Origin of the sequence: Lyngbya sp. CCY1209 (assembly GCF_035615495.1) — a bacterium.
GTDB lineage: Bacteria > Cyanobacteriota > Cyanobacteriia > Cyanobacteriales > Microcoleaceae > Limnospira.
The window spans coordinates 1-25,490 of sequence record NZ_JAJENU010000417.1; the positions used below are offsets into that span (position 1 = coordinate 1).

The 25,490-nt window shown below is 55.3% G+C and carries 24 protein-coding genes; 9 read left to right on the forward strand and 15 right to left on the reverse strand.

What is annotated here, in order from left to right:
• Window positions 1–140: 140 nt before the first annotated feature.
• Entirely contained in the window at window positions 141–278 is a 138-nt protein-coding gene (locus tag LKE08_RS12390; protein WP_324704541.1) for a photosystem II reaction center protein K, read from the forward strand.
• 109 nt (window positions 279–387) lie between these two features.
• On the opposite strand, the gene LKE08_RS12395 is transcribed toward LKE08_RS12390, so the two are convergent.
• On the reverse strand, window positions 388–945 hold the full coding sequence (locus LKE08_RS12395; RefSeq protein ID WP_324704542.1) for a glutathione S-transferase family protein: 558 nt from the start codon (window positions 943–945) through the stop codon (window positions 388–390).
• Window positions 946–1,073: 128 nt separating this feature from the next.
• Between LKE08_RS12395 and LKE08_RS12400 the strand changes: the two genes are divergently transcribed.
• From LKE08_RS12400 to LKE08_RS12410, 3 genes are all read left to right on the forward strand, one after another.
• Complete coding sequence (locus LKE08_RS12400; protein ID WP_324704543.1) at window positions 1,074–1,877, forward strand: tetratricopeptide repeat protein; 804 nt, start codon at window positions 1,074–1,076, stop codon at window positions 1,875–1,877.
• A gap of 511 nt (window positions 1,878–2,388) precedes the next feature.
• A complete protein-coding gene (locus LKE08_RS12405) occupies window positions 2,389–3,633 on the forward strand; it encodes a hypothetical protein (RefSeq protein ID WP_324704544.1) in 1,245 nt (414 codons plus the stop codon).
• Window positions 3,634–3,896: 263 nt separating this feature from the next.
• Window positions 3,897–5,492 (forward strand): helix-turn-helix domain-containing protein, encoded by a 1,596-nt coding sequence (locus LKE08_RS12410; protein ID WP_324704545.1) that lies wholly within the window; start codon window positions 3,897–3,899, stop codon window positions 5,490–5,492.
• A 91-nt stretch (window positions 5,493–5,583) separates the two neighbouring features.
• On the opposite strand, the gene cysK is transcribed toward LKE08_RS12410, so the two are convergent.
• The 11 genes from cysK to nifB all read right to left on the reverse strand — a co-directional run bounded on the left by cysK (window position 5,584) and on the right by nifB (window position 16,421).
• Complete coding sequence (cysK, locus tag LKE08_RS12415; protein WP_324704546.1) at window positions 5,584–6,552, reverse strand: cysteine synthase A; 969 nt, start codon at window positions 6,550–6,552, stop codon at window positions 5,584–5,586.
• A gap of 206 nt (window positions 6,553–6,758) precedes the next feature.
• Window positions 6,759–7,100 (reverse strand): hypothetical protein, encoded by a 342-nt coding sequence (locus tag LKE08_RS12420; protein WP_324704547.1) that lies wholly within the window; start codon window positions 7,098–7,100, stop codon window positions 6,759–6,761.
• Window positions 7,101–7,229: 129 nt separating this feature from the next.
• Window positions 7,230–7,544, reverse strand: coding sequence for a 2Fe-2S iron-sulfur cluster-binding protein (locus tag LKE08_RS12425; RefSeq protein WP_324704548.1), 315 nt, complete (start codon window positions 7,542–7,544; stop codon window positions 7,230–7,232).
• 77 nt (window positions 7,545–7,621) lie between these two features.
• The gene (locus LKE08_RS12430; RefSeq protein WP_324704549.1) at window positions 7,622–8,413 is read right to left on the reverse strand and encodes a HesA/MoeB/ThiF family protein; all 792 of its coding nucleotides are present in this window, start codon (window positions 8,411–8,413) and stop codon (window positions 7,622–7,624) included.
• A gap of 34 nt (window positions 8,414–8,447) precedes the next feature.
• Window positions 8,448–8,675: a CCE_0567 family metalloprotein gene (locus LKE08_RS12435; RefSeq protein ID WP_324704550.1), complete on the reverse strand. Its 228-nt coding sequence runs from the start codon at window positions 8,673–8,675 to the stop codon at window positions 8,448–8,450.
• Between the two features lie 40 nt (window positions 8,676–8,715).
• Window positions 8,716–9,123 (reverse strand): nitrogen fixation protein NifX, encoded by a 408-nt coding sequence (nifX, locus tag LKE08_RS12440; RefSeq protein WP_324704551.1) that lies wholly within the window; start codon window positions 9,121–9,123, stop codon window positions 8,716–8,718.
• A 255-nt stretch (window positions 9,124–9,378) separates the two neighbouring features.
• On the reverse strand, window positions 9,379–10,740 hold the full coding sequence (gene nifN, locus LKE08_RS12445) for a nitrogenase iron-molybdenum cofactor biosynthesis protein NifN (protein WP_324704552.1): 1,362 nt from the start codon (window positions 10,738–10,740) through the stop codon (window positions 9,379–9,381).
• A gap of 123 nt (window positions 10,741–10,863) precedes the next feature.
• Window positions 10,864–12,237: a nitrogenase iron-molybdenum cofactor biosynthesis protein NifE gene (gene nifE, locus LKE08_RS12450; protein ID WP_324704553.1), complete on the reverse strand. Its 1,374-nt coding sequence runs from the start codon at window positions 12,235–12,237 to the stop codon at window positions 10,864–10,866.
• A 190-nt stretch (window positions 12,238–12,427) separates the two neighbouring features.
• Complete coding sequence (gene nifU, locus LKE08_RS12455; protein WP_324704554.1) at window positions 12,428–13,309, reverse strand: Fe-S cluster assembly protein NifU; 882 nt, start codon at window positions 13,307–13,309, stop codon at window positions 12,428–12,430.
• Window positions 13,310–13,591: 282 nt separating this feature from the next.
• A complete protein-coding gene (gene nifS, locus LKE08_RS12460) occupies window positions 13,592–14,794 on the reverse strand; it encodes a cysteine desulfurase NifS (protein WP_324704555.1) in 1,203 nt (400 codons plus the stop codon).
• A 172-nt stretch (window positions 14,795–14,966) separates the two neighbouring features.
• On the reverse strand, window positions 14,967–16,421 hold the full coding sequence (gene nifB, locus LKE08_RS12465) for a nitrogenase cofactor biosynthesis protein NifB (protein WP_324704556.1): 1,455 nt from the start codon (window positions 16,419–16,421) through the stop codon (window positions 14,967–14,969).
• Window positions 16,422–17,630: 1,209 nt separating this feature from the next.
• Between nifB and cysE the strand changes: the two genes are divergently transcribed.
• The 5 genes from cysE (at window position 17,631) to LKE08_RS12490 (ending at window position 21,499) form a co-directional block, all read left to right on the forward strand.
• Window positions 17,631–18,254 (forward strand): serine O-acetyltransferase, encoded by a 624-nt coding sequence (gene cysE / locus LKE08_RS12470; protein ID WP_324704564.1) that lies wholly within the window; start codon window positions 17,631–17,633, stop codon window positions 18,252–18,254.
• A 69-nt stretch (window positions 18,255–18,323) separates the two neighbouring features.
• Window positions 18,324–18,599, forward strand: coding sequence for a DUF2949 domain-containing protein (locus LKE08_RS12475; protein ID WP_324704557.1), 276 nt, complete (start codon window positions 18,324–18,326; stop codon window positions 18,597–18,599).
• Window positions 18,600–18,855: 256 nt separating this feature from the next.
• Complete coding sequence (locus tag LKE08_RS12480; RefSeq protein WP_324704558.1) at window positions 18,856–19,413, forward strand: (2Fe-2S) ferredoxin domain-containing protein; 558 nt, start codon at window positions 18,856–18,858, stop codon at window positions 19,411–19,413.
• A 112-nt stretch (window positions 19,414–19,525) separates the two neighbouring features.
• Window positions 19,526–20,254, forward strand: coding sequence for a ribonuclease III (gene rnc, locus LKE08_RS12485; RefSeq protein WP_324704559.1), 729 nt, complete (start codon window positions 19,526–19,528; stop codon window positions 20,252–20,254).
• 186 nt (window positions 20,255–20,440) lie between these two features.
• Window positions 20,441–21,499 carry a Gfo/Idh/MocA family oxidoreductase gene (locus LKE08_RS12490; protein WP_324704560.1) on the forward strand — a complete coding sequence of 353 codons (1,059 nt, stop codon included), beginning with the start codon at window positions 20,441–20,443 and terminating at the stop codon, window positions 21,497–21,499.
• A 150-nt stretch (window positions 21,500–21,649) separates the two neighbouring features.
• Here the strand turns inward: LKE08_RS12490 and LKE08_RS12495 are convergent, their stop codons facing one another.
• From LKE08_RS12495 to LKE08_RS12505, 3 genes are all read right to left on the reverse strand, one after another.
• Window positions 21,650–22,948 carry an MFS transporter gene (locus tag LKE08_RS12495; protein ID WP_324704561.1) on the reverse strand — a complete coding sequence of 433 codons (1,299 nt, stop codon included), beginning with the start codon at window positions 22,946–22,948 and terminating at the stop codon, window positions 21,650–21,652.
• A 183-nt stretch (window positions 22,949–23,131) separates the two neighbouring features.
• A complete protein-coding gene (locus LKE08_RS12500) occupies window positions 23,132–24,487 on the reverse strand; it encodes an ABC transporter substrate-binding protein (protein ID WP_324704562.1) in 1,356 nt (451 codons plus the stop codon).
• Between the two features lie 165 nt (window positions 24,488–24,652).
• On the reverse strand, window positions 24,653–25,291 hold the full coding sequence (locus tag LKE08_RS12505; RefSeq protein ID WP_324704563.1) for a type I restriction endonuclease: 639 nt from the start codon (window positions 25,289–25,291) through the stop codon (window positions 24,653–24,655).
• Window positions 25,292–25,490: the final 199 nt, after the last annotated feature.

The following is a 25,490-nucleotide window of genomic DNA, read 5'->3' on the forward strand; positions in this document are numbered from 1 at the left end:
CGACTCCCGACTCCCGACTCCCGACTCCCGACTCCCGACTCCCGACTCCCCCGACGATCGCCCGTCCCCTCAAAAAAAAGAATTGACCCAAAGATTTGGTAAAATTCTGAGAGCCGTTTTAGTGAGAGGTCAACTGATTCATGGAAGCAGCACTGCTGTTGGCGAAACTGCCGGAAGCGTACTCCATTTTTAGCCCCGTTATCGATATTTTGCCCGTCATCCCGGTCTTTTTCTTGCTGTTGGCTTTCGTCTGGCAAGCGGCCGTCGGCTTCAGATAAAGCCAGACCGTCCGGCTATCGGCGTTGAGTGGGCCGGGTTTGTCGCTCCCCGGACGGGGAAGAATCGGACAAATCGAGCGGACTGAGTGCCGATAGCCAATTGCGATCGCTATCCGCGACCGCCGATGGCTTTTTGGAAGGCGGGACGCTCCGACAACCGCTTGCTGTATTCCACAACGGCCGGATATTCGCCCAAATCCATTTTCAGCATCATGGGGATGTAAGCCAACATCGACCCCACCGCCACATCTGCGACGCCGAATTCATCCCCCATCAGATAGGGCCGCGTTTCCAAGATGTGATTCAGGGGAGTCATCAACCGGGGGGTTTCGCGATCGCGGTTGGCCTCCACGAACACCCCCGTCGCCAATGTGGAATTGGCGAATAGCACCCACTGGGCCGCTTGTGCGCGATACTCCGGAGACTCCGGCATTTTCCCGTATTTTTCCGCCAGGTAGAGCAGGATCGCCCCCGACTCCCAGAGGGTGAAATCTCCGTCCGCGATCGCCGGAACCTTGCCCATCGGGTTGATAGCGAGGTAGTCCGGTTTCTGGTGTTCCCCGGCTTTGAGATCCAACAGGACGAACTCGTAGGGGACGGCAATTTCTTCGAGATACCACTGCACGATCGCGGCTCGACTCATGGACGTTCCGTAAAGTTTCAGCATTTTCAATCTTTCCTAAATGGGGTGGACAAGGCCTGCCTTTCCTCGCCGAGGTGAGGCAAAATAAGGATCGGAAGATTTCGGCTTCCCAACTTCTCCCGATCGCGACTTCATCCATTTTGAAGCAGTTTATGTTACCCATCAATCCGATCGCCCGCTTTCCATCCGCTTTGTTGCTCGCCACCCTGATTTTGAACGGGGCCGCCTCCCCCCCGGCGATCGCCGATCCTGTCGCCCGAATCGCCCAACTCACGGCGACGGAGTTTTTCGAGCGGGGAATCGCCCGCTACGAACGGGGGGACATCGCTGGGGCGATCGCGGACTTTACCGAAGCCCTGCGGCTCAAACCCAACTACGCCGTCGCCTACTACAACCGGGGCGTCGTCCACTTCAAAGCCGAAGAAAATGTCCGAAATGCGATCGCCGACTTCACCGAGGCGATCCGCCTCAACCCCGAATACGTCGATGCCTACTACAACCGGGCCGTCGCCCGGGTGAAACTGGGGCAATACTGGCCGGCGATCGACGATACCACGGAAGCGATCCGCCTCGACCCCTTCCACGATCGCGCCTACTATTTGCGGGGGTTAATTTACGCGGAAAATCTGGGGGATTACGAAACCGGAATTGACGACTTCAGCGAAGCGATCCGCCTCAATCCGGATCTGGCCGCCCCCTATTTCAAACGCGGAAATGCCCGCTTCCGGACCGGCGATCGCGAGGGGGCGATCGAAGATTACAACGAGGCGATCTACCTCGACCCGGACGACCCGGAAGCCTACTACAACCGGGGCGTCAGCCGCTACCAAATCGGCGATCGCCAAGGCGCCCGATCCGACCTGCAACAGTCCGCCGACCTGTCCGCGCGATCGGGCAATTTGCAACAGTACCGGCAGGCGATGGACACTTTGAAACAATTGATCATTGATAATTGATAATTGATAATTAATAATGGACAATAATTTTTGATGCGTCTGAAATCCTCGACCCATGGGCGACCCGGGACGGTCGCCCCCACCGATGACGATTGACAATTGACAATTTATGAGAGATAATTGAAAGTTTTTGATGCGTCTGAAATCCGCGACCCATGGGCGACCCGGGACGGTCGCCCCACCGATGAGGTCTTCGGGGTTTCCCCAAACCGGCGATCGCACCGTACCTTTACCGAAGCTTTACAAATGAAATCGGGAGTTGACGAAAGTTTTACATGGGAGCCGTTAACTTTTGATTACACTGAGGGTAGACGCTACATAGCTTAATTTCGGTTAAGCGACCCGGTGCAGCTACGAGATATTCTATCAATATGAAGCGATCGCGGGCTTTCGGAACTGCGTAGACGGGGGTGGGGGTGGATACACCGAAGCCGAAGGTTGACTCAAAGCCGATATTGGGTGTGAGTTGGAGTGTAAAACGATATCCCTTATTAAACGAGAGGGGACGACTGTGACGGATTCTGGGTTCAGCTACTATCATCAGACCAAACCCGACGAACAACTTCTGTACGACCACTTGCAAGAGCGTGCGGAGCATGAATCGCCGGAGGAGACGATCGCGCGTTTTCGCCGTCTGTTTCTCGGCGAGCAGGAATATGAAGTTGTCCCGGTGTGGAAGGCTTTGGGGAGAATCATCGACTCGGATTTGGGTCGCGAACGGTTTATTTTTACGATCAACCGGTGCTGCTATATTTTGGTGAACCGGTGGCAAAAGCGGCCACGCCTGCAGTGGGCGATTCCGGAGCTCATCGGTTTGTTGAGCCAGGAACCGAGCGGGCTCCCCCCCTCCTGGACGGCCCACCTCCTGCGTCGGATGATGCAGCAATTTATCCAAACCGAGCAGTATCAGGCGCTCCGCCGTCTGGCCCACCTGTTTCACGACCGTCGCAAACCGGACAAACAGGAAGAAACCCAGCTCGAACATTTGATCGTCCGCTATCCTTATCTGTACGACCACTGTTTTCTCACCGACGAGAGCACCACCGACCAACGGCAGCAGATCCGCCAGATGCGACAGACGGCCAGCCGCCGGTTCGATCGCGAGCTGTATCAATACATGAGCTACCAGCGCAGCAATCCGGAACAGAAGCTCATTTTACCGACCCCCAAAAATCCCACCCTGTTGAGCGATCGCAAATTGACCCAGGCGGTCAGCCACTTTACGGGTAAGGTAGACCGGGGATACACCTATCAAGAATCGTCCCGGCTGTTTCTCAAGCAAACTCCCCGCGCCCGGTCTTACCGGACGTTCAAGGAAGATCTCTACGAGTATCTGAGTTCCTCCATCGACAGCAAATATGGGAAAAAGCGCTTCAACCAACGGTTGTATCAAACCTTGCAAGAGACTCTACCCCACAACGATTCTCAGAAAGTCAGCGACAGCCTGATCGCCGGAACCTGTCGGAAGGTTCTGAATTTTATAGTGGTCGAAGGTGCCCACCGTCCCAATCACTTCGTCCTTTTGGATTTGACGAGCAACTTGGGAATTACCCCGGTCGTGGGTTTGATGCTCAAAATCGTCCTCGTCTGTCGCCGGGTGAGGGGTGATTTGGAAAAACGGTTTGCGGTGTTGTTTACGCATTATGCGGGTTTCCCGAAGCCGAAGGTACTGTGGTTGGTCGAGTCCCTGGAAAATCTGAATCTGGCGTTCAGCCTCAATTTCGGTTCAAAAAAGACTCGATTGCTCAGTGCCTGATCGTCTGCGATGACTGGCCGGACTCATCGGAGGCGATCGACATCTACGAACTGACCGATATGGTTTGCCGCGAACTGGAAATCCACAAAAAAGGTGAAAAAATCCTTAAATTGACTGGGGCGAACAAATGACGGGCCGGAATTGTGGAATATTAAAGAATCAAGCCCGAGCCCATCACCATCGTCAAATTTTCTGGCAGCATCATTTGACCCGTTTAGAGACCCAAGTCGCGATTCCCAGTCCCAGGTACTTTCCCAATCCCAATGTCTTACACAATTTATCAAAACTGTTCAAAATGTGGCAGTTGTCTGCCCCACTGTTCCACGAGTGCCATTCAGCGCGACAACGATGGAGAATTTTGGATCGAACCGGGATTGTGTACCGGGTGTCCGGATGAAGGGTCGCAGCCCGAATGCGTCACCCGATGTCCGACGCAAAGCATCGTCCCCCTTCCCGCCAAAAAAGGCCGCTACAAAGCGATCGAAAGGATAGTCCCGAGTCCCGACATTTTCTCCAACGGAACCAATAATCCCTTCGCATCCTCGATGGTGATTTGGGAAGGGTGTAATTTGCTCACGAGCGCTTCAATTTTACCGTGGACGACGGACCTCAACGGCAAATTTTACTATCAACGTCCCGTCAAGCAGGGACGGGGTGCGATGATCTTTCGGCTGGCGGCAGAACTCGAATCCACGTTATCCGCATCTCCCGATACTGCTACCGAGTCCATCTTCGACGTTCGCTCCGCTTGTTTGCATTTAATTTATGCCGCCCACGCCGTGGCGTTGGAGCGACCTTGGGAGCAAGAATTTATCATCACCGACGGGCAAATTGAACGGTATCTCGGACTGGAAAAACGCAAGGATATCAGCAAGGCGACCAAACTTTCGCTGATCAAAACTTGGGTTCGGCAACCCTGTCAACTCGAAGTCGCGATCGACTGGCCTCAACAGGGACGGGTGCCGGGATTTACCCTCCCCCAAGAGCGGCTGTGGCACCTGTCGGAGATTCAACATCACTTTCAAAAAGATGAGTCGGGCTACAAATATCTGACCGGTTTGACGTTTAAAATTCGGGCTGGAAATTGGTCGGAATATTTCCTCAACAAACGGGGGGGGCGCCGGCGAGAAACGTTCTATCAATACGGGACGTTGCCGAAGTTCCTGTTGACTGCCGTCATGAGCATTTGGCAGCAACATATCGGCGCGGCGCGGATGATGTTGTGGCTGCTGTTTAAAACGAAGGTGGGGCGGAAACAGTCCATCACCGTTCCGACGCTGATGCGGGTGGCTTACGGGGCGGAAAAAATCTCCCGGGCGTCCGGTTCCCGGGAGGAACGAAAGCGGCTGTTGCGATCGTTTGAAAATGATTTGGAAGTGCTCCACCACCACGGACTCAAACCCCAATTTGACCCGGTGACTTACCCCCCCGAAATTCAACCCCTGTGGGCGCGATTGGCGGACTTGCCGAACGATGCGGAGGAGGCGATCGCTTTTTGGATCGACGACGGCAGCAGCGATCGCCGCCTGACGGATTCGAGCCCCCGGGGCAAGTGGAATGGGTTGATGAAAGCGCGAATTTTGAGCTTCGATTTGCCCCCGGAATGGGCGCTGCCTTTGGCGAAGTTCGAGCAAAAAAAACAAAGGAAAATCGCCCAAAAACATCGCTCCAAATTGAAGCCAATGGGGCTGTCGGGCGAACAGATTCTCAAGGCTCGAAAAAAACGGGGCATCAGCCAGCGGGCGCTGGCGCAGATGACCGGAAAAAGTCAGAGTTGGATTCGGGATTTGGAAAACGGCCGCTTTTCGGCTAAACCCCAGGATCAGGCGATTTTGCGTCGGGTATTGGGATTGAGTTGAATCGGATCGTTGGGGTGGGGAAGAAACCGGGTTTCTATCCGAGTCTCGGGGGCGAAATGGAAGATGCTTCTAGAAACCCGGTTTCTCGGATCTACCCCCGGGCGAGAATCGGCTGTTGTTCCTCGTTGAGATCTTGAAATAGGGGGGTGCTCAGATAACGTTCGCCGTAACTCGGCTGGATCATTACGATCAATTTGTCGCGATTTTCGGGGCGTCGGGCAACTGCGATCGCGGCACACAGGGCCGCACCCGAAGAAATCCCCGAAAGTAACCCCTCTTCCCGGGCCATGCGACGGCTGTAGCTGAAGGCTTCGTCGTCGGTTACGGTAATCACCTCGTCGATCAGGTCTACGTTGAGGACTTCCGGGACGAACCCGGCGCCGATGCCCTGAATTTTGTGGGGACCCGGTTCGCCGCCGGAGAGGACGGGACTGCTGATGGGTTCGACGGCGATCGCTTTAAATCCCGGTTTCCGCTGTTTGAGGACATCGGCGACGCCCGTGATCGTGCCCCCCGTCCCGACTCCGGCGATCAGAAAGTCAACCTGTCCGTCGGTGTCTTCCCAAATTTCCTCGGCCGTGGTGTGGCGGTGAATCTCTGGGTTGGCCGGGTTGCGGAACTGCTGCAACATATAGGCGTTGGGAACCGTGTCGAGGAGTTCGTAGGCCCTCTGGATAGCCCCTTTCATGCCCTGGGAGGCCGGCGTCAGTTCCAACTTGGCGCCGTAGGCCCGCAGCATCGATCGCCGCTCCAAACTCATGCTTTCCGGCATGGTCAAAATCAGTTGATACCCCTTGGCGGCGGCGGCCATCGCCAGGGCGATTCCGGTATTGCCGGAGGTGGGTTCGACCAAAGTCGTTTGACCGGGCAGAATCAGGCCTTCCCGCTCGGCGGTTTCGATCATGTGGGCGCCGATCCGATCCTTGACGGAGGCGGCGGGATTCATCCCTTCTAACTTGACCACAATTTGACCGACGCAGCCTTCCGCCTGGGGAATCCGATTCAGTCTCACCAAGGGAGTCCGGCCGATCAATTCTGTGATATTGTGAGCGATACGCATGGTTCTAAATGATTGAGGTTGACATTTCATTGCGGCGAGGGAAGGGCCGCCGAAAAATCGGAAGGTCGGGTGAATGACTGTCGTACTGGTAATATTTTATTATAGATGATTTGATGGGGCAACTCAAGCCGTCATTAATTTGACCGTTAACTATCTGGAATATGGGGCCGGTTTGCGTCGCGATCGCCCCCCATTTCCGCCCAGCATTAACGATTTGAGGAGATGATAAAAACTTTCGCGCAAGGATTCTTCAGGCGTTGGCAGCGCTTCAGGAACGTCGTAAAATAAATGTGAATATTCGGCTCGATGTCCCGTTGACCGTGGATCATAAAATGAGCGGGACAGAAGTCGTTGATTTTGTGGCAAAATCCGGGCATATGCTTGCAGACCTTTACGGTGCGATCGCTATTTCTGGCCAGTTCCATTTCCTGATCGAGCATGAATTCGCCGTAGTCGGCTTCATTATCTAATCCGATGAGATTGAGCCAGATTTCGAGTGCCAGCCAAAATCCGGCTTTGCTAATAAATGTCCCCCATCTGAAGTTCATCAAAATTGATCCTCCTCGCAAATCTTTCTTCTTCAATCATCATCCTATTCCTGCCATTAAATGTGGTTGATATTGCCGTAGAGGGTAATAAAATTTACCCCCTACCGGATGACGTGTCTGATTCCGACACTAGATCATAAACGCTTCTTGGTGAGTTTTGATCGTGCAATCCGATTTCGGATAACTCACGCACAGGAGGGCGTATCCATTCTCAATTTGTTCGTCCTCCAAGAAGCACTGCTCTTCCTGATCAACTTCCCCTTCTTGAATGCGCCCGACGCAGCTCGAACAGGAACCCGAACGGCAGGAAGAGGGGAGGTCAATCCCCTGTTCTTCGGCCGCATCTAAGATATAAGTATCTTCGGGAACTTCCAGGGTGACATCCAATTCTAAAGGCTTATTTTTTCGGCCCTTAATCAGGCGGACTTTGTAAGTTTTCGTCATGATCCGATTTTCCTCTCAAATTGGGTTGACAAAGGTCGGTTTGGTGTCTGTAAAACTTCGGGGTCGAATCCCATCCCTCAAACGAGGAGTCGGGATGACAACTCGACTTCATCCAGATTTTTCGGGTGCAGGTGGCCGCAAACCGGACAATTCGGGTCGTGGTAGGGCCGGCGTTTGGCGAACTCCAGCCGCGTCAGGTCCATCGTCAGCAGTTGGCCTTTTAATGGTTCCCCCAGTCCGGTGATGAATTTGATCGCCTCCAAGGCTGTCAGACAGGCGAGGGTCCCGGGAACCGCGCCGACGACGCCGAATCCCCAGCGGTCCCAGTCCGGCTTTTCCGGGAACAGGCAAGACAGACAGGGGGTCTGGCCGGGGATGACGGTCGTTAAATAGGCTTCCATCCCGTTCATCGCCGCCTCCACCATCGGCCGGTTATGGCCCACGCAGGCGGCGTTGAGGAGGTCCCGTTCGTCGAAGTTGTGGGCGCAGTCGAGGGCGATGTCGGCCCGCCGCACCAACTCATCGACGTTTTCGGCGGTGATGTAGTCGTTGACGGCCTCGATTTCGACGTGGGGGTTGATCTGGGCGAGGGTGTCCTTGGCTTTGAAAACCCGGGGTTTGCCCACCCAGTCGTCCGTCATCAGGATCTGGCGGTTCAGGTCGTCGAGGCGCAGGTCGCCCCCCCGCACCAAAATTAATTTGCCGATGCCGGCGATCGCCAAATACAGGGCAACGGTCCCCCCCAAACCCCCCACCCCCGTCACCAAGGCGGTGGAATTTTTCAGGGCGGCTTGTCCATCTTCGCCGAAACCGGGGAGTTGAATTTGTCGGCTGTACCGTTCGAGTTCCGTCGGCGTCAGTTCTGACACTCCTCGCACCTCCTTTTCGATGGGATAATTACTGTTATTTTTCTAATTCTTTCAGTTCTTGTCTGAGTCGCTCCAACTCGCAAAATATCTCGTAGGTTTTGGCCGCCGTTTCCGGCAGTTTGTCCAGGTCTTCGGGCAACCCTTCGGCGATGTCGTGCAGATCCATTTTTATTTGGCTGGCTTTGGTATTGAGCTTCCGGACTTTCTTTTTCAGTTCCGCGATCGCTTCCGGGGTGGGAACTTTTTCGCTCGCCTGAATCATCGTTTTGTCTCCTCTCTATAATATCACAAATTGACGACTATCAATCCTCTTCAAAACTCAAAACCGCCTCTTTTTTCATCCCCAGAGACAGGGCTTTTCTCAGCCAAGGGGGCGGACTCCCGTTCAGGGTTTGAATCAGTTCGTCGATGGTTTCGGAAATGGTGTCCGATTCGGTTTTCGCTTTGATGGGGGTGACATTTTTTTTCAGCAGTCGGGCGGCGGCACCGCCCCCGATCGCGGCAACGTAAACGAGGGTACATCCCTCCACTGCGGAGACTTTCGGCACGAGTTTATCTTCGTTGCCGTCCTCTTTGAGATCCCCACCAAATTGGACGGTTTCCAGGAACGTCGCCCCTTCGGTATCGACTTCGTAGAAATCCATCTGTTTCGCCCAGCCGAAGTGCGCGTCGATGTGAATATTGTCGGTTGTTGTGAATGCAATTTTCATGGTTTTTCTCCTTTTTTTCAATAAAAAGAGATGGGTAATATCAGATTCCGCCGGTTTGACTGTCGCGCGATCGCGATCCCCCCCAGCCCCCCTTACAAAGGGGGGAGCCATCCCCCCCAACCCCCCTTTGTCCCCCCCTCGCACCCCCCCGGCCCCCCTTACAAAGGGGGGAGGCGATCCCCCCCGGCCCCCCTTACAAAGGGGGGAGGCGATCCCCCCCGGCCCCCCTTACAAAGGGGGGAGATTTTAATGATTTCAATGCAATCCCGCCGGGGTGGGGTGGTGGGACATTTCGGTTTCTAGAAATAGGTTGCCGACGTCGAACAGGAATTGCATCGTGCCGCGATATCCCACCAAACAGCGGCTGCCATTTCCGAGGCGATCGTAAATCGGATAGCCCATGCGGTAGAGGGGAACATTCAAGCGATCGGCAATTACTTTAGCCTGACAGTTGGCAATAATCAAATCCGACCCTTTTGCCAATTCCTCGAAATCTTCAAAATCCCCGATCGTGACACTTTCCAAGGGCAGTTGTTCCAACAACGGAGATTTCGTCGTGGTGACAGCCGCCTGAATTTCCGCCCCCATTTCGTGCAGTAACCAACTGACTTGGTAGAGTAAATCGGGTTCGAGGGCGAGGGAAACTCGCTTGCGTCCGAAATAGAAATGGGTGTCGAGAATGGCATCTTGCAACTGACGCCGCTGGCGAGGAAATTGGGCGGGGACATCATCGGATTGGATCGATTTCTTGTCCGGAGAAACCAGGCGACACAGCCGCATCAGGAACTCGTCCACGGCTCCCAAACCCGCCAACCGGGGGAAAACTTCGTAATCGGTGCCGAAGCGCTTTTGGAGGGCAACGGCGGGCGATCGCATACTTTCTCCGAGGGCGAGGGTAAAGTGCGATCGCCCCAACCGCCGCAAATCCTCCAACGTCGCGCCGCCGGAAGTAATGGCGCGAAAATCATCTTCCAAATGCCCGTCCATCGACGTGGAAAGATCCGGAACCGCGAGGGGTTTAAACCCGAAGGCGGAAACGATTTCTTTAATCTCCTCCACCTCCCCGGGAGAAAACATCGAACTGGGTAAAATCGTCACTTGCGGGCGAGTATCGGTATCTGAATCCGGAGAATTTGCCGCCCCGTAATCCGCCGTAACGATCTGTTCCACCGTCGCCGCATACCCCTCCTGCAACCCGCCTTTATAGTCCGGTGTCGAAACCGAAACGATCGCCAAATTTTCCAACTCTGGATGTTCCTCGCGGAAGGATTTAAGAATCCGGGGCATATCGTCCCCCCGAGTTTCCGTGAGTCCCGTCGTCAGCAACCCGATAATTTCGGGCTTTGCCTTTTCAACAAGGGTAAGAATAGCCGTTTCCACATTATCCTCGCCACCGAGAATAGCGCTAACTTCCGTCATCGCCGTGGTGGATAACGGGATCGCCTCCCGAAAGTGTCGCACTAGCAGCACCTTGGCATAAGCCGTGCAGCCTTGGGAACCGTGAAACAGCGGCATCATTCCTTTGATTCCCAAAAAAGCGAGGGAGGCGCCCAAAGGTTGACTCTGTTTAAGAGGATTAACCGCGACAGATTTTTTAGGTTTACAGATAGTAGTCATGGGAAGGGTGTGAATTGGGGTGTGCTCGGTGCTCTGGGGTTTTAGAAACCGGGTTTCTACCCGAGACTGGGGTAAGAAATCGAAATGCTTCTAGAAACCCGGTTTCTTCCCACTTTTCATTTTTCATTTTTCACTTTCCCAAGGCGCCGGACGCCGGACTTGTTCCCAGATGGGACTGTGGATGGCTTCGTCCAATTCCCGGGCCATTTCCACCATGCCCGTGTATCCCGAATAGGCGTGGTGGCGTTCTTGGTTGATGTCGAGGAAGGGGATGCGGGCTTTGAGGGCGGTGTACTGGTTTCGGCCTCCGGCGACCAATAAATCCGCATGGGTTTTGGCGATCACTTTCAGCAATTCTTCGGCGTTGCCTTTTTGCATCATGATGCCGTCGGGACTCAGCAGGTTTTTGATGCGGGCTTTATCTTCGGCGGTGCTTTTTTTGGTGCCGGTGGCGACGACTTCGATGCCGAGATCTTTAGCTGCCGAAATGATCGACCAACTTTTAACGCCGCCGGTGTAAAGAACCATCCGCTTTCCTTTCAGGCGATCGCGGTAAGGTGCGAGAGTAATATTTAATTGGGCGGTTTCTTCGGCGATAACTTTTTCCACCCGTTCGATGAGGGCGGGATCTCCGAAATGGGCGGCGATATCCCGCAAACAGCGGTTCATATCCTCGATGCCGTAGAAGGATTCTTCGAGGTAGGGAATGCCGTATTTTTCCTCCATTTTCCGCGCCATGTTGATCAGCGCTTTCGAGCAGATCATGACGTTAAGTTTGGCGCGGTGGGCGTAGCAAATTTCTTGGTATCGGGCATCGCCGGTAATTTTGGAGAGGACGCGGATGCCGACTTTTTCAAATAGGGGGAGAACGCCCCACATTTCCCCAGCGATATTGTATTCTCCGATCAGGTTGATATCGTAGGGGGTGGTGTATTCCGGTTCGGCGGTGCCGACGACGTGATCCAACAGGGCTTCCCCGCCGAGGCGGTTGCCGAGGTTTTTGCTGCCGACGAAACCCGGGGCGTGCACGGGGATGACGGGGGTTTCGTATTTCTTGCGGGCCGCTTCGCAGACGGCGTTGATGTCGTCTCCGATTAGGGCGGGGACGCAGGTGGAGTAGACGAAGACGGCGGCGGGATGGTAGCGGGTGACGATTTCGCTAATGGCTTTGTAGAGCCGTTTTTCGCCCCCGAAGATGATGTCATTTTCGCTCAGGTCGGTGGTGAAGCCGATCTGGTAGGTGGTCGGGCCGGAGGAGAGGCTGCCGCGAGATCCCCAGGAGTTCCCCGAGCAACCCATCGGGCCGTGGATGAGGTGGGCCGCGTCCGTGATCGGAATCAGGGCGATGGTGGCGCCGTCGAGGGAGCAACCCCCCTGGGCTGCTCCGGGTTTGGCTTGTTGCTGACAGGCTTTATTTTTGCCGTCCCCGGTTTTGTGGTTGTGTTCGCATCCGGGTTCGCTGAGGAGTTCGGCAATTTTTCCTTGGGTGAGTTTCATTAGTTTTGTTTTCCCCCTGAATGACTCCTAGATGGGCTGGCGGCGACATTTTTGGCGATCGCATCAACGCGCTTTTGGTTGTTGGGGACAGGCTCTCATCCGCATTGGGTTGGAAACTGTCCGCCGCGATCGCTTCGGAGAAATTTAAGATTGTGTTTGTTTTTCGCCTCAAATTTCCCCGAGTTTTGTTTTATACTGATTCCACGGTGAGGGTGGGGGCGACGCGATCGCGGAGTCGGGCTTCGACCGAGTATTTGAGAGTCGCCAAACTGCTCGAACAGGAACCGCAGGCGCCTTTGAGAATCACTTTGACGCGATCGCCCTCCACGTCAAACAGTTCCACGTCCCCGCCGTCGGCCTCCAAAATCGGGCGAATTTCCGCCGCGATCACCTGCTGAATCAAGGTCATTTTTTGCAGGTTGGTCAGGGGTTGTTTCGGGGAATTGGGTGCGATCGTCGGCGCGGCGACTTCCACTGTTTCTCCCCCGCCTTCGACAACTTCGGCGATCAAATCGTCGATATCGGCCAGACAGCTCGTACAACTGCCCCCGGCTTTAACATAATTCGTCACCTGTTCCGCCGTCGTCAAATTATTTTCCCGGACGATACGCTTAATTTTGGCATCGGTGATGCCGAAACAGGTACAGATCACCCGACCTTCATCCTCTTCGTGGGTGTCGAGCGGAATGCCTTTGTAAGTGTAAATCGCTGCCTCCAACGCCTCCTGTCCCATCACGGAACAGTGCATTTTTTCCTCCGGCAATCCCCCCAAATAGTCGGCGATTTCTTTGTTGCTCAATTTCAGGGCATCATCAACGTGAACCCCTTTCAACAATTCCGTCAGGGCCGAAGAGGAGGCGATCGCGCTGGCACAGCCGAAGGTTTGAAAGCGGGCGTCGGAAATGGTTTGGGTGCTTTCGTCGATCTTCAAATACAGTTTCAGGGCATCCCCGCAGGCAATACTACCCACTTCTCCCGTAACGATCCGTTCGCCCTCGGAGATTTCATCAATAACCCCCTGGTTGCGAGGGTTCTGGAAATGCTCCATCACTTTTTCAGTATAATCCCACATCTTTTTTCTACCAATAATAAGAGTCTGTCAGCAATTAATTTGGGGCAGAGGGGGCAGGGGGGGCAGAGGAGGCAGAGGAGGCAGAGGAGGCAAGTTGATTTCAGATCCGTACAAACTCCCCAATCATCTGAATATGATTTTCGCTGGTAGGGGCCCCTGGCTTGCGCCCTCGGGAATTAATTCCCAAGCGGTGCGGATGTTCAACCCGCCTCTCCGCTCCCGGAGTTCCCGACTCCCGACTCCCGACTCCCAACTCCCGAATTCTCCCTCCGCCCCCCATCTTCAGTGCGTCAAAGCCGCCTTTTCCTGCTCTTGCAACCATCCCGCCTCGTCGCTGTTGAACGGAGACAGGAGGCGGAGGCGTTCCACCACTTCCGGCAGCACTTCCAGGACGCGATCGACTTCCGCCTCCGTCGTGTAGCGGGAGATGCTGAAGCGGATGGAACCGTGGAGGACGCTGTAGGGCAGTCCCATCGCCCGCAGGACGTGGGAGGGTTCCAGGGAGCCCGAGGTGCAGGCCGAACCGGAGGAGGCGCAGATGCCGTATTTGTCCAACGAGAGCAGGATCGCTTCCCCTTCGATGTACTTGAAACCGATGTTGGTGGTGTTGGGGAGGCGGTGCACCGGGTCGCCGTTGATGGCGGTGTTGGGTATGGATGCGAGGATGTTCCACTCGAGGCGATCGCGCAATTGCCGTTCTTCCTCGACGTTGGGCAACGCAGCCCGGGCCAGTTCCGCCGCCTTGCCGAGGGCGACCATTCCCGGCACGTTTTCGGTGCCGCCGCGCCTGCCCCGCTCCTGGTGCCCGCCGATCAGCAGGGGGCGGAATCTCACGCCCCGGCGGACGTACAGCGCCCCGATGCCTTTGGGGGCGTGCAGTTTGTGCCCGGAGAGGGTGAGCAGATCGATGGTGCTATTTTTCAGGTCGAAGGGGACTTTCCCCGCCGCCTGCACCGCATCGACGTGGAAGGTGGCGCCGCGTTCTTTGACCATCGCCCCCGCCGCTTCGACGGGGAAAATCACCCCCGTCTCGTTGTTGGCGTACATCATCGAAACCAGGGCGGTATCATCGGTCAGGGACGCCGCGAGTTCGTCGAGGTCGATCTGTCCTTCGCCGTTGACGGAAAGGTAGGTGACGCTGTAACCCTTTTTCTCCAGCAGTTTGCAGACGTTCAAAACCGCCGGATGTTCGACTTGGGTGGTGATGATATGGCGTTTGTTGGGTTGAGCTTGCAGGGCGGCGCGGATGGCGGCGTTGTTGCCTTCGGTGCCGCAACTGGTGAAGACGATTTCCGTGTCGTCAGCCCCCAGGAGGGCGGCGACCTGTTCTCTGGCCTGTTTGGTGGCCCGCCCCACCTGTCCGCCGAAGCTGTGCATACTGGAAGGGTTGCCGTAGAAGGTCGTCAGGTAGGGCAGCATCGCCTCGACAACCGCTTCGTCGATGCGGGTGGTGGCGTTGTTGTCAAAATAAATACAATCACTCATGGCTGATCTTCCAATTAACAATTAATAATTAATAATTAACAATTGTCAATTATTAATTTTTGGGGAAGGAGGGCGCAAGCCTTGCGCCCCTACGGGTGACACTTCTTGACGGTTTAGAGATGTAAGTATCGCCCTTGGAGTCGGGCGGTTTCAGTTCCCAATTCCCGACTTCCTACTCCCGACTCCCGACTCCCTGATATTGGTCGTAGAAGGCGATCGCCAATTTGTCGATGGTGTCGTACCCTTCAAAGGGTTCGATGCCGGCTTTTCGGAGGCGTTCTTGGGGGCAGTCTCCGATTTTGGAGGCGAGGACACCTTTGCAGTCCGCGATCGCTTCAATAATATGGTCGAGGGTGGCTTCTTCGCCGTATCCGCTTTGACAATAGTGATCGACTTTGCGATGTCCGATGAATTGGACTTCGCTGCCGTCCACTTCAAAGATTTGGAATTCTTTGGCGTGGCCGAAATGTTGGTTGACGAGGTTGCTGCCTTTGGTGGCGACGGCTAACAGAATTTTTTCGGTGGGGGGTTGGGGAATTTCCCGATCGCCGGCTGTTTTCATCGCCGCCAACTGCTGTTTCGCGGCTTTGATTTCCGCCCGGAATTTGTCGATGCCGGCGTGGACTTTTTGGCGGCTTTCGAGGTCATATTCCGCCTTCATTTCCATGACTTTCTGTTTGCTAAATTCCTGCGATCGATCTTCTCCCAACAATCCGATCGCGTCGGCGCGGCACTGGCGGCAGTGGCGCATCATCTTCATGTTGCCGGAACATTGATCTTGCAGGGATTTCAACTCTTTGGGGTTCGGGCCGCGCTGTCCGTTGAGGCCGAAGTAGGTTCCGTGTTCGGGGGCGGAAATTAGGGGCATGATATTGTGTACGAATGCGCCCTTGGATTGGATGACTTTATTGACTTCCGCTAGGTGTTCGTCATTGATGCCCGGAATCATCACGGAGTTGACTTTGCAGAGGATATCGGCTTCCCGCAGCAGGTCCAAACTTTCCATTTGGCGATCGCGGAGAATCGTCGCCGCTTCGATGCCATGATAGCGCTTGCGGCGGTAGTGCACCCAGGAATATATTTTTTCGCCGATTTTGGGGTCGATCATGTTAATTGTCAGGGTGACATGATCGATGTTCAATTCTTTGATGCGATCGATGTAATCGGGCAACATCAGGCCGTTGGTGGACAGACATAATTTGATGTCCGGCGCCTGTGCCGCCACCAATTCAAAGGTGCGGAACGTCCGTTCCGGGTTGGCGAGGGGGTCGCCGGGGCCGGCAATTCCCAACACGGTCATCTGGGGGATTTTTCCGGCGATCACTAAAGCTTTGTGGGCGGCTTCTTCGGGGGTCAGCAGTTCGCTGACGACGCCCGGGCGGCTTTCGTTGGCGCAGTCATATTTGCGGTTACAATAGTTGCACTGAATGTTGCAAGCCGGCGCAACAGCAGCGTGCATCCTGGCATAGTGATGGTGGGCGTCTTCGCTGTAGCAGGGGTGTTTTTCGATGCGTTCCCGCAGTTTTTGATCTTGGATTTCTTCGGTTGGGGTCGCACCGCAGTTGCAACCCCCGGATTTAACGGTGGGAGTTCGGATCTCCGTCGTGGTATCGGTTATCGGTGTCATTGAATTCCGTGGGTAAAGGTGGACATCGGGGGGTCAGTTGGGGTTTGACCCATCCATTTTGGCCGTGTAAACTTGAGTGGGAAATACTCTTTCCCCCGGGGGAATGTTGCGAGATTTCCAAATCTTCAATTCGTCGAAAATAAAGTTAGCTTTGGCCCGGACTGGTATCCCGGCGTTGATGAAGTTATAGCACCCCCCGTCCGGGCGGATTGGGAAGCGATCGCAGATTTTATTTATTAATATAATTAGAGATGCACTCACCGCCGAAACTCCCGGTCTGGTGGGGTTTATTTTTTTTTGCGGGATGGGGGGCGGGTATTTTTCTGTGGGGGTCCCAGTGTTTTTGCGGGGGGACACTGGCGCCGATGTACTCACCCCCAAATCTCGATGGGGCGGGAGTTTGCCGGGGGTTTTGCCGGGGTGCGATCGCCACCCCCCTTTGTACTCACCTCGGACTCACATTTGTCGATTTTTTTAAAATTAACCTGCGTCTTTATACTTACTGTAAGATGAGTCTGTAGCCAAAGTATCAGACGTTTATTTTTTTTTCCGATTTTACTCAGTTTGCATCCCGATCCGATCGCCCCGCCGGCAAAAAAGACTGGAGTCGGCGCTTCGGCTTTCCCCAGTGCTGTCACGGAATTCAATTCTGTATCTATTTTAACCGTTTCTGTGGGGAATTCAAACAAGTGCAGATTTTTTTAATGTTAATTCGGAAAAAAATCCTCCCACCCCCATCTATCATATGATCGCACCCTGCGGATCTTTTCAATTTGAGTTGAAACCCAAATTTTCGACTCTTGCCACTCCAATCCCAGACCCCATCGGACTTTCGCCGCGATCGCACCTGAGTGCAAAACCCCGCACCCCGGACTCGAAAACACCCGTCCCCCCCGCCCAAAATACCCGCCCCCCCACCCCAAAAAATTTTTGGCGATCGCCTCAAATTCCCCGAGAGTCGGGGTCACAAAAAATTGAGTACAGGGTAATTAACTAATCAATCTAATCGATGTCCGCTGCGGCCCATCGGAAAAGAGTCTTTGATATAAGCAATACAACAACACCCGCTCTAGATGTCAATCACCTTTACTCATGTTACAACCCTTTCCTTTGCATGAAACGCACAAAAAAAAGCGATGGAAATCCGGCCCGACTCCCGTCGCCCACTTTCCCAAATCCGCCGCCCCCGTCCGCTCCCTTTGGGAAACCATCCGGGCCGACTTTCAAATTATTTTTGAACGGGACCCGGCGGCTCGAAATGGGCTGGAAGTGCTCTGCTGCTATCCCGGCTTGCACGCTCTGGCGATGCACCGAATTTCTCACTGGCTGTACTGCCGCCAAATTCCGGTTTTGCCCCGCTTTCTCTCCCACATCGGCCGGTTTTTGACGGGGATCGAAATTCACCCCGGCGCCACCATCGGACAGGGCGTTTTTATCGACCACGGCATGGGTGTCGTCATCGGAGAAACCGCGATTGTCGGCGACTACTGTTTGATCTACCAAAATGCCACCCTGGGGGGGACGGGAAAAGAAACCGGAAAACGCCATCCGACGTTGAGCAATAACGTGGTAGTGGGCGCCGGGGCAAAAATTCTCGGCAATATCGCGATCGGCAGTCGCGTCCGCATTGGTGCGGGTTCGATCGTTCTACAGGACGTGCCGGACGATTGTACCGTCGTCGGCGTTCCGGGTCGAATTATTTGTCGCACCGGCTGCGGTTGCCCCCTCGAACACGGCAAACTTCCGGACGTGGAAGCTCAGTTAATTCGCACGCTGATCGATCGCATCGAACGACTCGAACAACAACTCGATTCTTCCTCGCAACACCTTTAATTTTTCCCCTGCCCGGGCGGGGGTTACTCTCTCCATTTCCCCATTCAATTCTAAGTCTCAAGTGCCGTCATGGAAACCAATTCTAATACCCGGGCTTTCCGGAAATTTCTCCTGGAAGAACTCGCCATTTCCGGCGACGAACTCGCGATCGCCTTGCAACACAAACAACCGGGCGACCCCCTCGCCATGCTGCTGTGGCAGTACGGTTTAATTTCCCTCACCCAACTTCAGCAAATCTTCGATTGGCTGCTGCAAAACCCCCCCCAAACTGCCCTCAAAAGCTGCGATCGCTGCGCCCTCAAGGTTTGTTTGAGAGTCCCCCAATTCCTCTGCAAAACGGGTTGAACTCGATACCGCCCCCGGTCTCCATCGGGGGATTTTCTATTTTTTGAGCGAATAAAAAAGATGCCGCGATCGCACCCTTATTTTTTGAGAAAAGGTATCAAAAGAGTCTGAATCAAGTTTCGGGATCTCGTAATGTTACCTTCAATCCAGAAATTCGCCGACGGGGACGAGACTCGCTCCGGTCGGGACAGTGCCTTGTGTCCGGAATTTCTGTCCGCTTCTATTGCAAATATTTCGGAATAAACAAAAAAGAGCCATGACGACATCATGCACCCCCCAAACATCTTCCATCCAACTGGAAGCGACCTTTATCGATCTGCTCCGCAAATCGAACGGAAAACCGAAGGCAATTATTGTCAACGCGGGCGAACAAAATTTTCAGATCAAGCTCTCCAAGGAATTGCGAAAAACCTGGAATTTTGACCTCCACTTCGGCGACTCGATCCACGTCTGTGGCGAACAAAAAATAAAATCCAAGAAAATCAAGGTCAAAGCCCATCAAATTTGCCCGCTCGCCTGTTCCTTAGAACGCCCCGAAACCCCCCCGACCGTCTGCTCAAAATCCCGGCCCGGAAAAATCATGCTCTGTCAAAAATCCGGCTGTCTCAAACGAGGCGGAAAACAACTGAACGCGGCCCTGCAAACGGCGATCGCCAATCTCGGACTTGAGGAACAAATTGAAATCGTCCCCACCCGTTGCCAAAAACGCTGCAAAAATGCTCCCAACATGGTGATGATGCCTTCCAAGGCGAAATACGGCAAAATTTCCCCCGAGGATATCACCGCACTGCTCAAAGAGCATTATTTAATCTGAGCAAAATTGATCGACCCCACCCCACCCTCCCCTTGCCCAGGGGAGGGCTTTTATTTTGGCAAGCGATCGCAATTGCTTTAAAATAGAAGGCTGAATTTGGAGGTCAAACGGATTGGATCGTCGATTCGAGGCAGTCAGTCATCCGAGGCGACAGAATCAGTTAGAGAAGGTGGTCGAACGGTTGGGACTCTCGACCCGAACGCCGATCGCGTGGCAGTTGTTGGATTTAGCCCTCACCCATCCGAGCGTTTCCACCGAAAAGAACTACGAACAATTAGAATTCGTGGGGGACTCCGTGGTGCGGCTGGCCGCCTCCGAACTGCTGTTCGAGACGTACCCCGATGCCCCGGTGGGGGAATTCGCAGCGGTGCGATCGGTGTTGGTGAGCGATCGCGTTTTGGCCGAAATTGCCGACGGCTACGGCCTCGGGCGCTATTTGCTGGTGGCCGGCAGCGCCGTCCGCGATAAAATGGGAGAGGAATCCCGTCTGGCGGACTGTTTTGAAGCGGTTTTGGGTGCGCTATATCTGAGTACCAATACCTTGGAATTGGTTCGTCCCTGGCTCGACTCGAACTTACTCGATCGCGCCAAGGAAATTTTCGACGATCCGGCCCGACAAAATTACAAAGCAGCCCTGCAAGAGTGGACCCAAAGCAACTACAAATTGTTGCCCAAATACGAGGTGGAAGAAACCGGCTACGCCGGCGACGAAGCCCGATTCACGGCGCAAGTTTGGTTCAAAGGGGAGAAACTCGGCCAGGGGACGGGGCGATCGATCAAAGCCGCCGAACAAGCCGCCGCCCGGGAAGCATTTTTATCCGTGGGCGGGGATAGGGTGTAGGGTGTAGGGTGTAGGGTGTAGGGAGGAAAGAGAATAGAGGAAAGAGAAGAGAGAAATTTCTCACTCTTCATTTCTAACGACTAACTTCTCCCGAACCGAGGAATCTAAAATCTAAAATCTAAAATCTAAAATTCCCCCCACCTGCCACCCCCCAATTTTTAAGGTTAATTATCAGGATTTGAGATTATGGCCGATCCGATCAAAGTTGCCGTCCTGGGCGCCGGACGCTGGGGCAATCATCTGATCCGCAATTTTCAAAGCCACCCGGACTCCGAAGTGGTGGCGGTGGCGGAAGCGATACCGGAACAGTTGAAAATTATCGGAGAACGATATCAACTCAACGAAAAGTTGCTGTTTTCCGACTGCTCGGCGGCGTTAGACGTGCCGGGATTGCAGGCCGTCGCGATCGCCACTCCCGCCTCCACCCACTACGATTTAATCGTTGCCGCTTTGGAGCGGGGATATCACGTTTTTGCGGAAAAACCCCTGACGGTCAACCCGGCGAAATCCCTGGAACTTTGCGAACTGGCGAAACGACAAAATCGGCAATTATTCGTCGATCATACATATCTATTTAATTCGGTCGTCGAACGCGGCCAAGAAGCGATCGCCCAGAATGCGGTGGGGGAACTCCGCTACGGCTACGCCACCCGCACCCACCTGGAACCCATCCGCCGGGATGTCGATGCCCTCTGGGATCTGGCGATCCACGATATCGCCATTTTCAATAGCTGGCTGGGCCAAAAACCCGTGGCGGTGCAGGCGACCGGGACGGTTTGGCTGCAACCGAACCGCACCCTGCAAACGGAGGACGGTTCGTCGCCGGTTTTCCCCGCCACTCCGGGCCTGTCGGACTTGGTGATGGCGACCCTCACCTACCCGGACGGATTTCGCGCCTACATTCACCTGTGCTGGCTCAATCCGGACAAGCAGCGGCGCTTGGCGGTGGTTGGAAGCCGCGGGACGCTGATTTTTGACGAATTGGACTCCGAGTCCCCGCTGACCCTGCTGCACGGGCATTTGGAGGCCGTCGGGGAAACCTGGAAGGGGGCGGGGCAGCGTCGGGAAGTGCTGGAGGTGCCGCCGGCCGAACCGTTGAAACGGGCCTGCGATCGCTTCCTCGAATGCGTCAAAACCAATCAACCCTGCCCGACTTCTTCGGGGAAAGTGGGGGCGGAATTGGTAAAAATTCTCTGGGGGTTGAGTGCGTCTTTGCAGCGGGGCGGCGAAACGATTTCGCTTTGAAATTCATGGCGATCGCCCGGGGGATTTGAAAGGTATGCCGTACCGTCAATTTACGGGGTGTACCTGCCAGACGTGACCTAAACACCGACACCTAGCTCTTGGACGTTTTTTGACGGGTTCGCCTGGGGAGGGGCGATCGGCGGATCGCCCCTATTTTTTGATCAATTCATCCTCCCACTCCGTTTCGGGGGAGTCCGTCCCAATGGGAGGCATCAAAGCGTAGGCATCCTTTCCGCGGCCGAGGGCGAAGCGGACGGACTCCGGCACGTTTCGGGCGGACCCGGTGAGAAATAGGAGGATCGCCAATACCGCCAAACCCGAATTGATGCCGAACAGTTGCCGGTATCCCGTCACCTCGGCGATCGACCCGAAAATCGGGCCGGCCAAAGCCAATCCCAGGTCAAACCCACCCAGACAGGCGGAGAAAAACAAACCCCGTTCCCGGGGGGGACAGCGATCGGCGATCAGCGTCAGCATCATCGGGATGGTGATTCCCGCCGCGGCCCCTTCAAACAGACCCGCCAGCAGCACCTCGAAATTGCCGTCGGCGAACCGGAGGACAATCATCGACATCAGATAGCAGCTCAGGCCGATCAGTATAAAAATACCCCGGCCGTAGCGATCGGAGGCGCGGCCCATCGGCAGGCGGACGGAAAAACTGGCGATCGCAGTCATGGTGTAGAACAGGCCCGCATTTAAATTTAACCCCAAATCTTGGATGTAGAGGGGGATGAACGTGACGATCGTCCCGAAAATCAACCCCACCATCAGCATCACCGAAGCCGGAATTCGCAGCGGGGGACTCCCCAGACGGGCCAGATAGTTGTGGATTCCCGATCGCCCCGATTCCGGTTGGGATGCGATCGCGCGATCGTTCGGCGGTTCCCACACCTGGGAAATCCCCAACACCGCCACGAGTCCCAAACTCGCGCTGGTGAGAAATAGGGGAGAATAGCCCATCGAAGCCTGGATGAACCCCCCCAGGGCTGGCCCGATCGCCATGCCGATGGGGGCCACCAGACTCATGTATCCGACGATCTCCCCCCGGCGGTTGTCCGGTGCCAGGTCGGTGACGAGGGCCGTGTAGCCGATGGTGAACGCCGCGATGCTGATGCCGTGAAACGCCCGCAGCGCAGCCAGCAGGGGGATCGAAGTGACGAACAGATAGCCCAGGGGCGCCAACATCCCCACCGCCGCCCCGATCGCCAACACCAACTTTCGCCCCCGCACGTCCGCCAGGGGCCCGAGTCCGATCCGGGAGGGCAACAGTCCCAACGCGAACGCCCCCATCACCAAACCGATCTGCTGTTTGGTCCCCCCCAGATATTCGATGTAGAGGGGGAGGGTGGGCAGCAATGCGGTGATCGCCGCCCAAAAAAATAGGCCGGCGACAAATAAAGTCAGGAGGCTGCGTCGCTGTCTGCGATCGATGGAAAATAGAGCGTTCAAGGGATCAATACCATTTCGGGGACATCAAATTAAGGGAGAGCAAACTCTCTTTATAACAGTGTAAGGAAATCCGCAGATTACGCAGATTTCACAGATTGAATTTGTGGGAGTGATTGTAGCGGCGCGGGATTTGCCCCCTTTTCTCTTCCCGATTCCCTAATACCGACTCCCGACTCCCGCCTTCTACCGCGAAGACTCCGGCCAACTGCGATCGATCTGTTCCAAGACGGTATCCAAATCTTCCCCTTCCACATAGTCCGTGATGCCGTTCCAAAATGTCCCGGTGCCCACCACTCCCGGCATCATATCAGAGGCGTCGAAGCGGATCGCATCCGCCTCCGAGAGGATTTCCGCCTGTTTCCGCGTCACCTCGTCGGGGTAGGTGTCCGGACTGACTCCCTGGTGGGGGGAGAGGTAGCCCCCCAGTTCCGCCCAGATTTGGTGGGGGGTGGGGCTGGCCAGGTATCGCATCAATTTTCGGGCTTCCGGGGTGTCGCGGAACATGGATACCACGTCGCCGCCGACCAAAATGGGCAAGCCGAATTCTTCGTCGATGGGGGGGAGGGGGAAGATGTCGGCATCTTCGCCCAAAACGACGCCCTCGGGGAAATAGTTGGAGATGAAGCTGGCTTGGCGGTGCAGGTAGCATTGGGGGGGGTCGGTGAAGAGTCCGTCCGGGGAGCGATCGAAGGGGATGGCGAGGACGCCGAGGGTGCCGCCGACGACGGATTTGGGGTCGAGGGCGATATTGCCGAAGGTTTCAAAGGCGTCTCGGACGGCGGGGTGGGTGAAGGGGATGTCGTGTTTGACCCAGCGATCGTAGATTTCCGGGCCGGAGGTGCGGAGGATGATATCTTCGATCCAATCGGTGCCTACCCATCCGGTGGCGTCTCCGCTTTCCATTCCCAAACACCAGGGAACGTTGCCGTCGTCGATGATTTGTCGGGAGAGTTGTTGCAGTTCGTCCCAGGTGGCGGGGACGGTGTATCCGGCGTCTCGGAAGGCTTGGGGGTCGTACCAGACCAGGCTTTTGACGGAGGCCCGATACCAGATCCCGTAAATTTTGCCGTTGACGCCGCCCAATTCCAGCCAGTTGGGGGGGTAGGCGGCGGCGAGTTGGGCGCGATCGATGATTTTGTCGAGGGGCACGAGTTGGCCCCGTCCCGCGTAGTCGGCCATCAGGCCGGGTTGGGGGAAGATGGCGATGTCGGGCAGTTTTCCGGCTTCGTATCGCACGGGAAGTAGGGTGGTGAAGGCGTGGGTGCCCTGGTAAATGACCCGGATTCCGGTTTCTTCGACGAAGGGTTCCAGGGCCAGTTCCAGCTTCCTCTGCTGTTCCCCCGTCATGGCGCCCAAAAGGGTCAGGGTGGGGACGGGGGTTTCGGGTTCGGCGGCGGGGGGTTGAGTGGGGTCGGGGGGGATGCGGTTACAGGCGACGAAGAGGAGGAACCCGGCGATCGCGACTCCTGCCGGAAAAAGGGGGGGATAGGGCGGGGGGCTACAGTTTCCTCGATTTTCCAGATCCGATACTCTACCCATCCTGTGTACCTACGTTGGCGATCGCTTCCTGTGATTTAATTTAGCTCGATTCCGTCCGGGATGGCGGCGGATCGGGGTGGGTTTTGGAGGGTTTGCGATCGCAAGCCCCCTCAATCCCCCAACTTTGGGGGACTTTGAGATTCCGATTCCCCCCAGAATTGGCGACTAGGGGGGCGAGTTTAAAACCTGCATTCCCAAAGCTTTGAGAATCCGTGCCACTTGCCCCAGTTCGTGACGGCGAGGAAACAGCGAAAACGATCGCGAGGTATCGTATTCGACTCCGGTTCCCAGCTTCAAAAAGACAAATTCATCGCCGTTGGTCGCCATGCCGTAATTGGGCAGTTGACGGTTGGGATTGGCGGCCATGTAAGCCAGAAGTTGGGGAAACGCCGCAGGTACGGAAATACTTGTCCGTTTGGATTCGATGGTCAAAATCCAAAGCCGTTCTTGTAGGACGAGTACATCGATAAATCCTCGGATGGTTTCTTCAGGTTCTTCAAGTTCTAGGGTGATGCCATAAGGTGATTTGAGGCGGAAGGGCGGATCGATAAAACCCAGGAGTTCCAGCAAGGGTGCGGTCACGACAAGGTTGATCGTACCTTCTAAGAGTAAACCATCGCTGCGATGATAATCATAGCGCCGTTTGAGGCGATCGAGGCTGGCTTGTTCTTGGGCGGTGAGGGACGGCAGGTCGTCAGTCCATTCGGAGAAAAAGTCATCGTTTGTGGCTTGCACGAGTCCCAAACGCCGTTGCAAGTCGTTCAGTGTCGCGATCGCTTCTCTGATTCCCCTGCCTGTTACCATAGGATTTGACTATTGTTTGAGTCTATATATTTTAAGGGCGATCGTCTTCCTCCTACAAGCCCCCTAAATCCCCCAACTTTGGGGGACTTTGAGATTTCGATTCCCCCCTATCTCCCCCCTTTCTCCCCCCTTACTCCCCCCTTTCAAAGGGGGGCTGGGGGGGATGGGGGCTGGGGGGGATGGGGGTTGGGGGGGATGG

What these genes read in the sequence shown, in the direction of transcription:
- LKE08_RS12390 (WP_324704541.1), top strand. Translation starts at nt 141, where the DNA reads ATGGAAGCAGCACTGCTGTTGGCGAAACTGCCGGAAGCGTACTCCATT.
- LKE08_RS12395 (WP_324704542.1), bottom strand. Translation starts at nt 945, where the DNA reads ATGCTGAAACTTTACGGAACGTCCATGAGTCGAGCCGCGATCGTGCAG.
- LKE08_RS12400 (WP_324704543.1), top strand. Translation starts at nt 1,074, where the DNA reads ATGTTACCCATCAATCCGATCGCCCGCTTTCCATCCGCTTTGTTGCTC.
- LKE08_RS12410 (WP_324704545.1), top strand. Translation starts at nt 3,897, where the DNA reads ATGTCTTACACAATTTATCAAAACTGTTCAAAATGTGGCAGTTGTCTG.
- cysK (WP_324704546.1), bottom strand. Translation starts at nt 6,552, where the DNA reads ATGCGTATCGCTCACAATATCACAGAATTGATCGGCCGGACTCCCTTG.
- LKE08_RS12420 (WP_324704547.1), bottom strand. Translation starts at nt 7,100, where the DNA reads ATGAACTTCAGATGGGGGACATTTATTAGCAAAGCCGGATTTTGGCTG.
- LKE08_RS12425 (WP_324704548.1), bottom strand. Translation starts at nt 7,544, where the DNA reads ATGACGAAAACTTACAAAGTCCGCCTGATTAAGGGCCGAAAAAATAAG.
- LKE08_RS12435 (WP_324704550.1), bottom strand. Translation starts at nt 8,675, where the DNA reads ATGATTCAGGCGAGCGAAAAAGTTCCCACCCCGGAAGCGATCGCGGAA.
- nifX (WP_324704551.1), bottom strand. Translation starts at nt 9,123, where the DNA reads ATGAAAATTGCATTCACAACAACCGACAATATTCACATCGACGCGCAC.
- nifN (WP_324704552.1), bottom strand. Translation starts at nt 10,740, where the DNA reads ATGACTACTATCTGTAAACCTAAAAAATCTGTCGCGGTTAATCCTCTT.
- nifE (WP_324704553.1), bottom strand. Translation starts at nt 12,237, where the DNA reads ATGAAACTCACCCAAGGAAAAATTGCCGAACTCCTCAGCGAACCCGGA.
- nifU (WP_324704554.1), bottom strand. Translation starts at nt 13,309, where the DNA reads ATGTGGGATTATACTGAAAAAGTGATGGAGCATTTCCAGAACCCTCGC.
- nifS (WP_324704555.1), bottom strand. Translation starts at nt 14,794, where the DNA reads ATGAGTGATTGTATTTATTTTGACAACAACGCCACCACCCGCATCGAC.
- nifB (WP_324704556.1), bottom strand. Translation starts at nt 16,421, where the DNA reads ATGACACCGATAACCGATACCACGACGGAGATCCGAACTCCCACCGTT.
- LKE08_RS12475 (WP_324704557.1), top strand. Translation starts at nt 18,324, where the DNA reads ATGGAAACCAATTCTAATACCCGGGCTTTCCGGAAATTTCTCCTGGAA.
- LKE08_RS12480 (WP_324704558.1), top strand. Translation starts at nt 18,856, where the DNA reads ATGACGACATCATGCACCCCCCAAACATCTTCCATCCAACTGGAAGCG.
- LKE08_RS12490 (WP_324704560.1), top strand. Translation starts at nt 20,441, where the DNA reads ATGGCCGATCCGATCAAAGTTGCCGTCCTGGGCGCCGGACGCTGGGGC.
- LKE08_RS12500 (WP_324704562.1), bottom strand. Translation starts at nt 24,487, where the DNA reads ATGGGTAGAGTATCGGATCTGGAAAATCGAGGAAACTGTAGCCCCCCG.
- LKE08_RS12505 (WP_324704563.1), bottom strand. Translation starts at nt 25,291, where the DNA reads ATGGTAACAGGCAGGGGAATCAGAGAAGCGATCGCGACACTGAACGAC.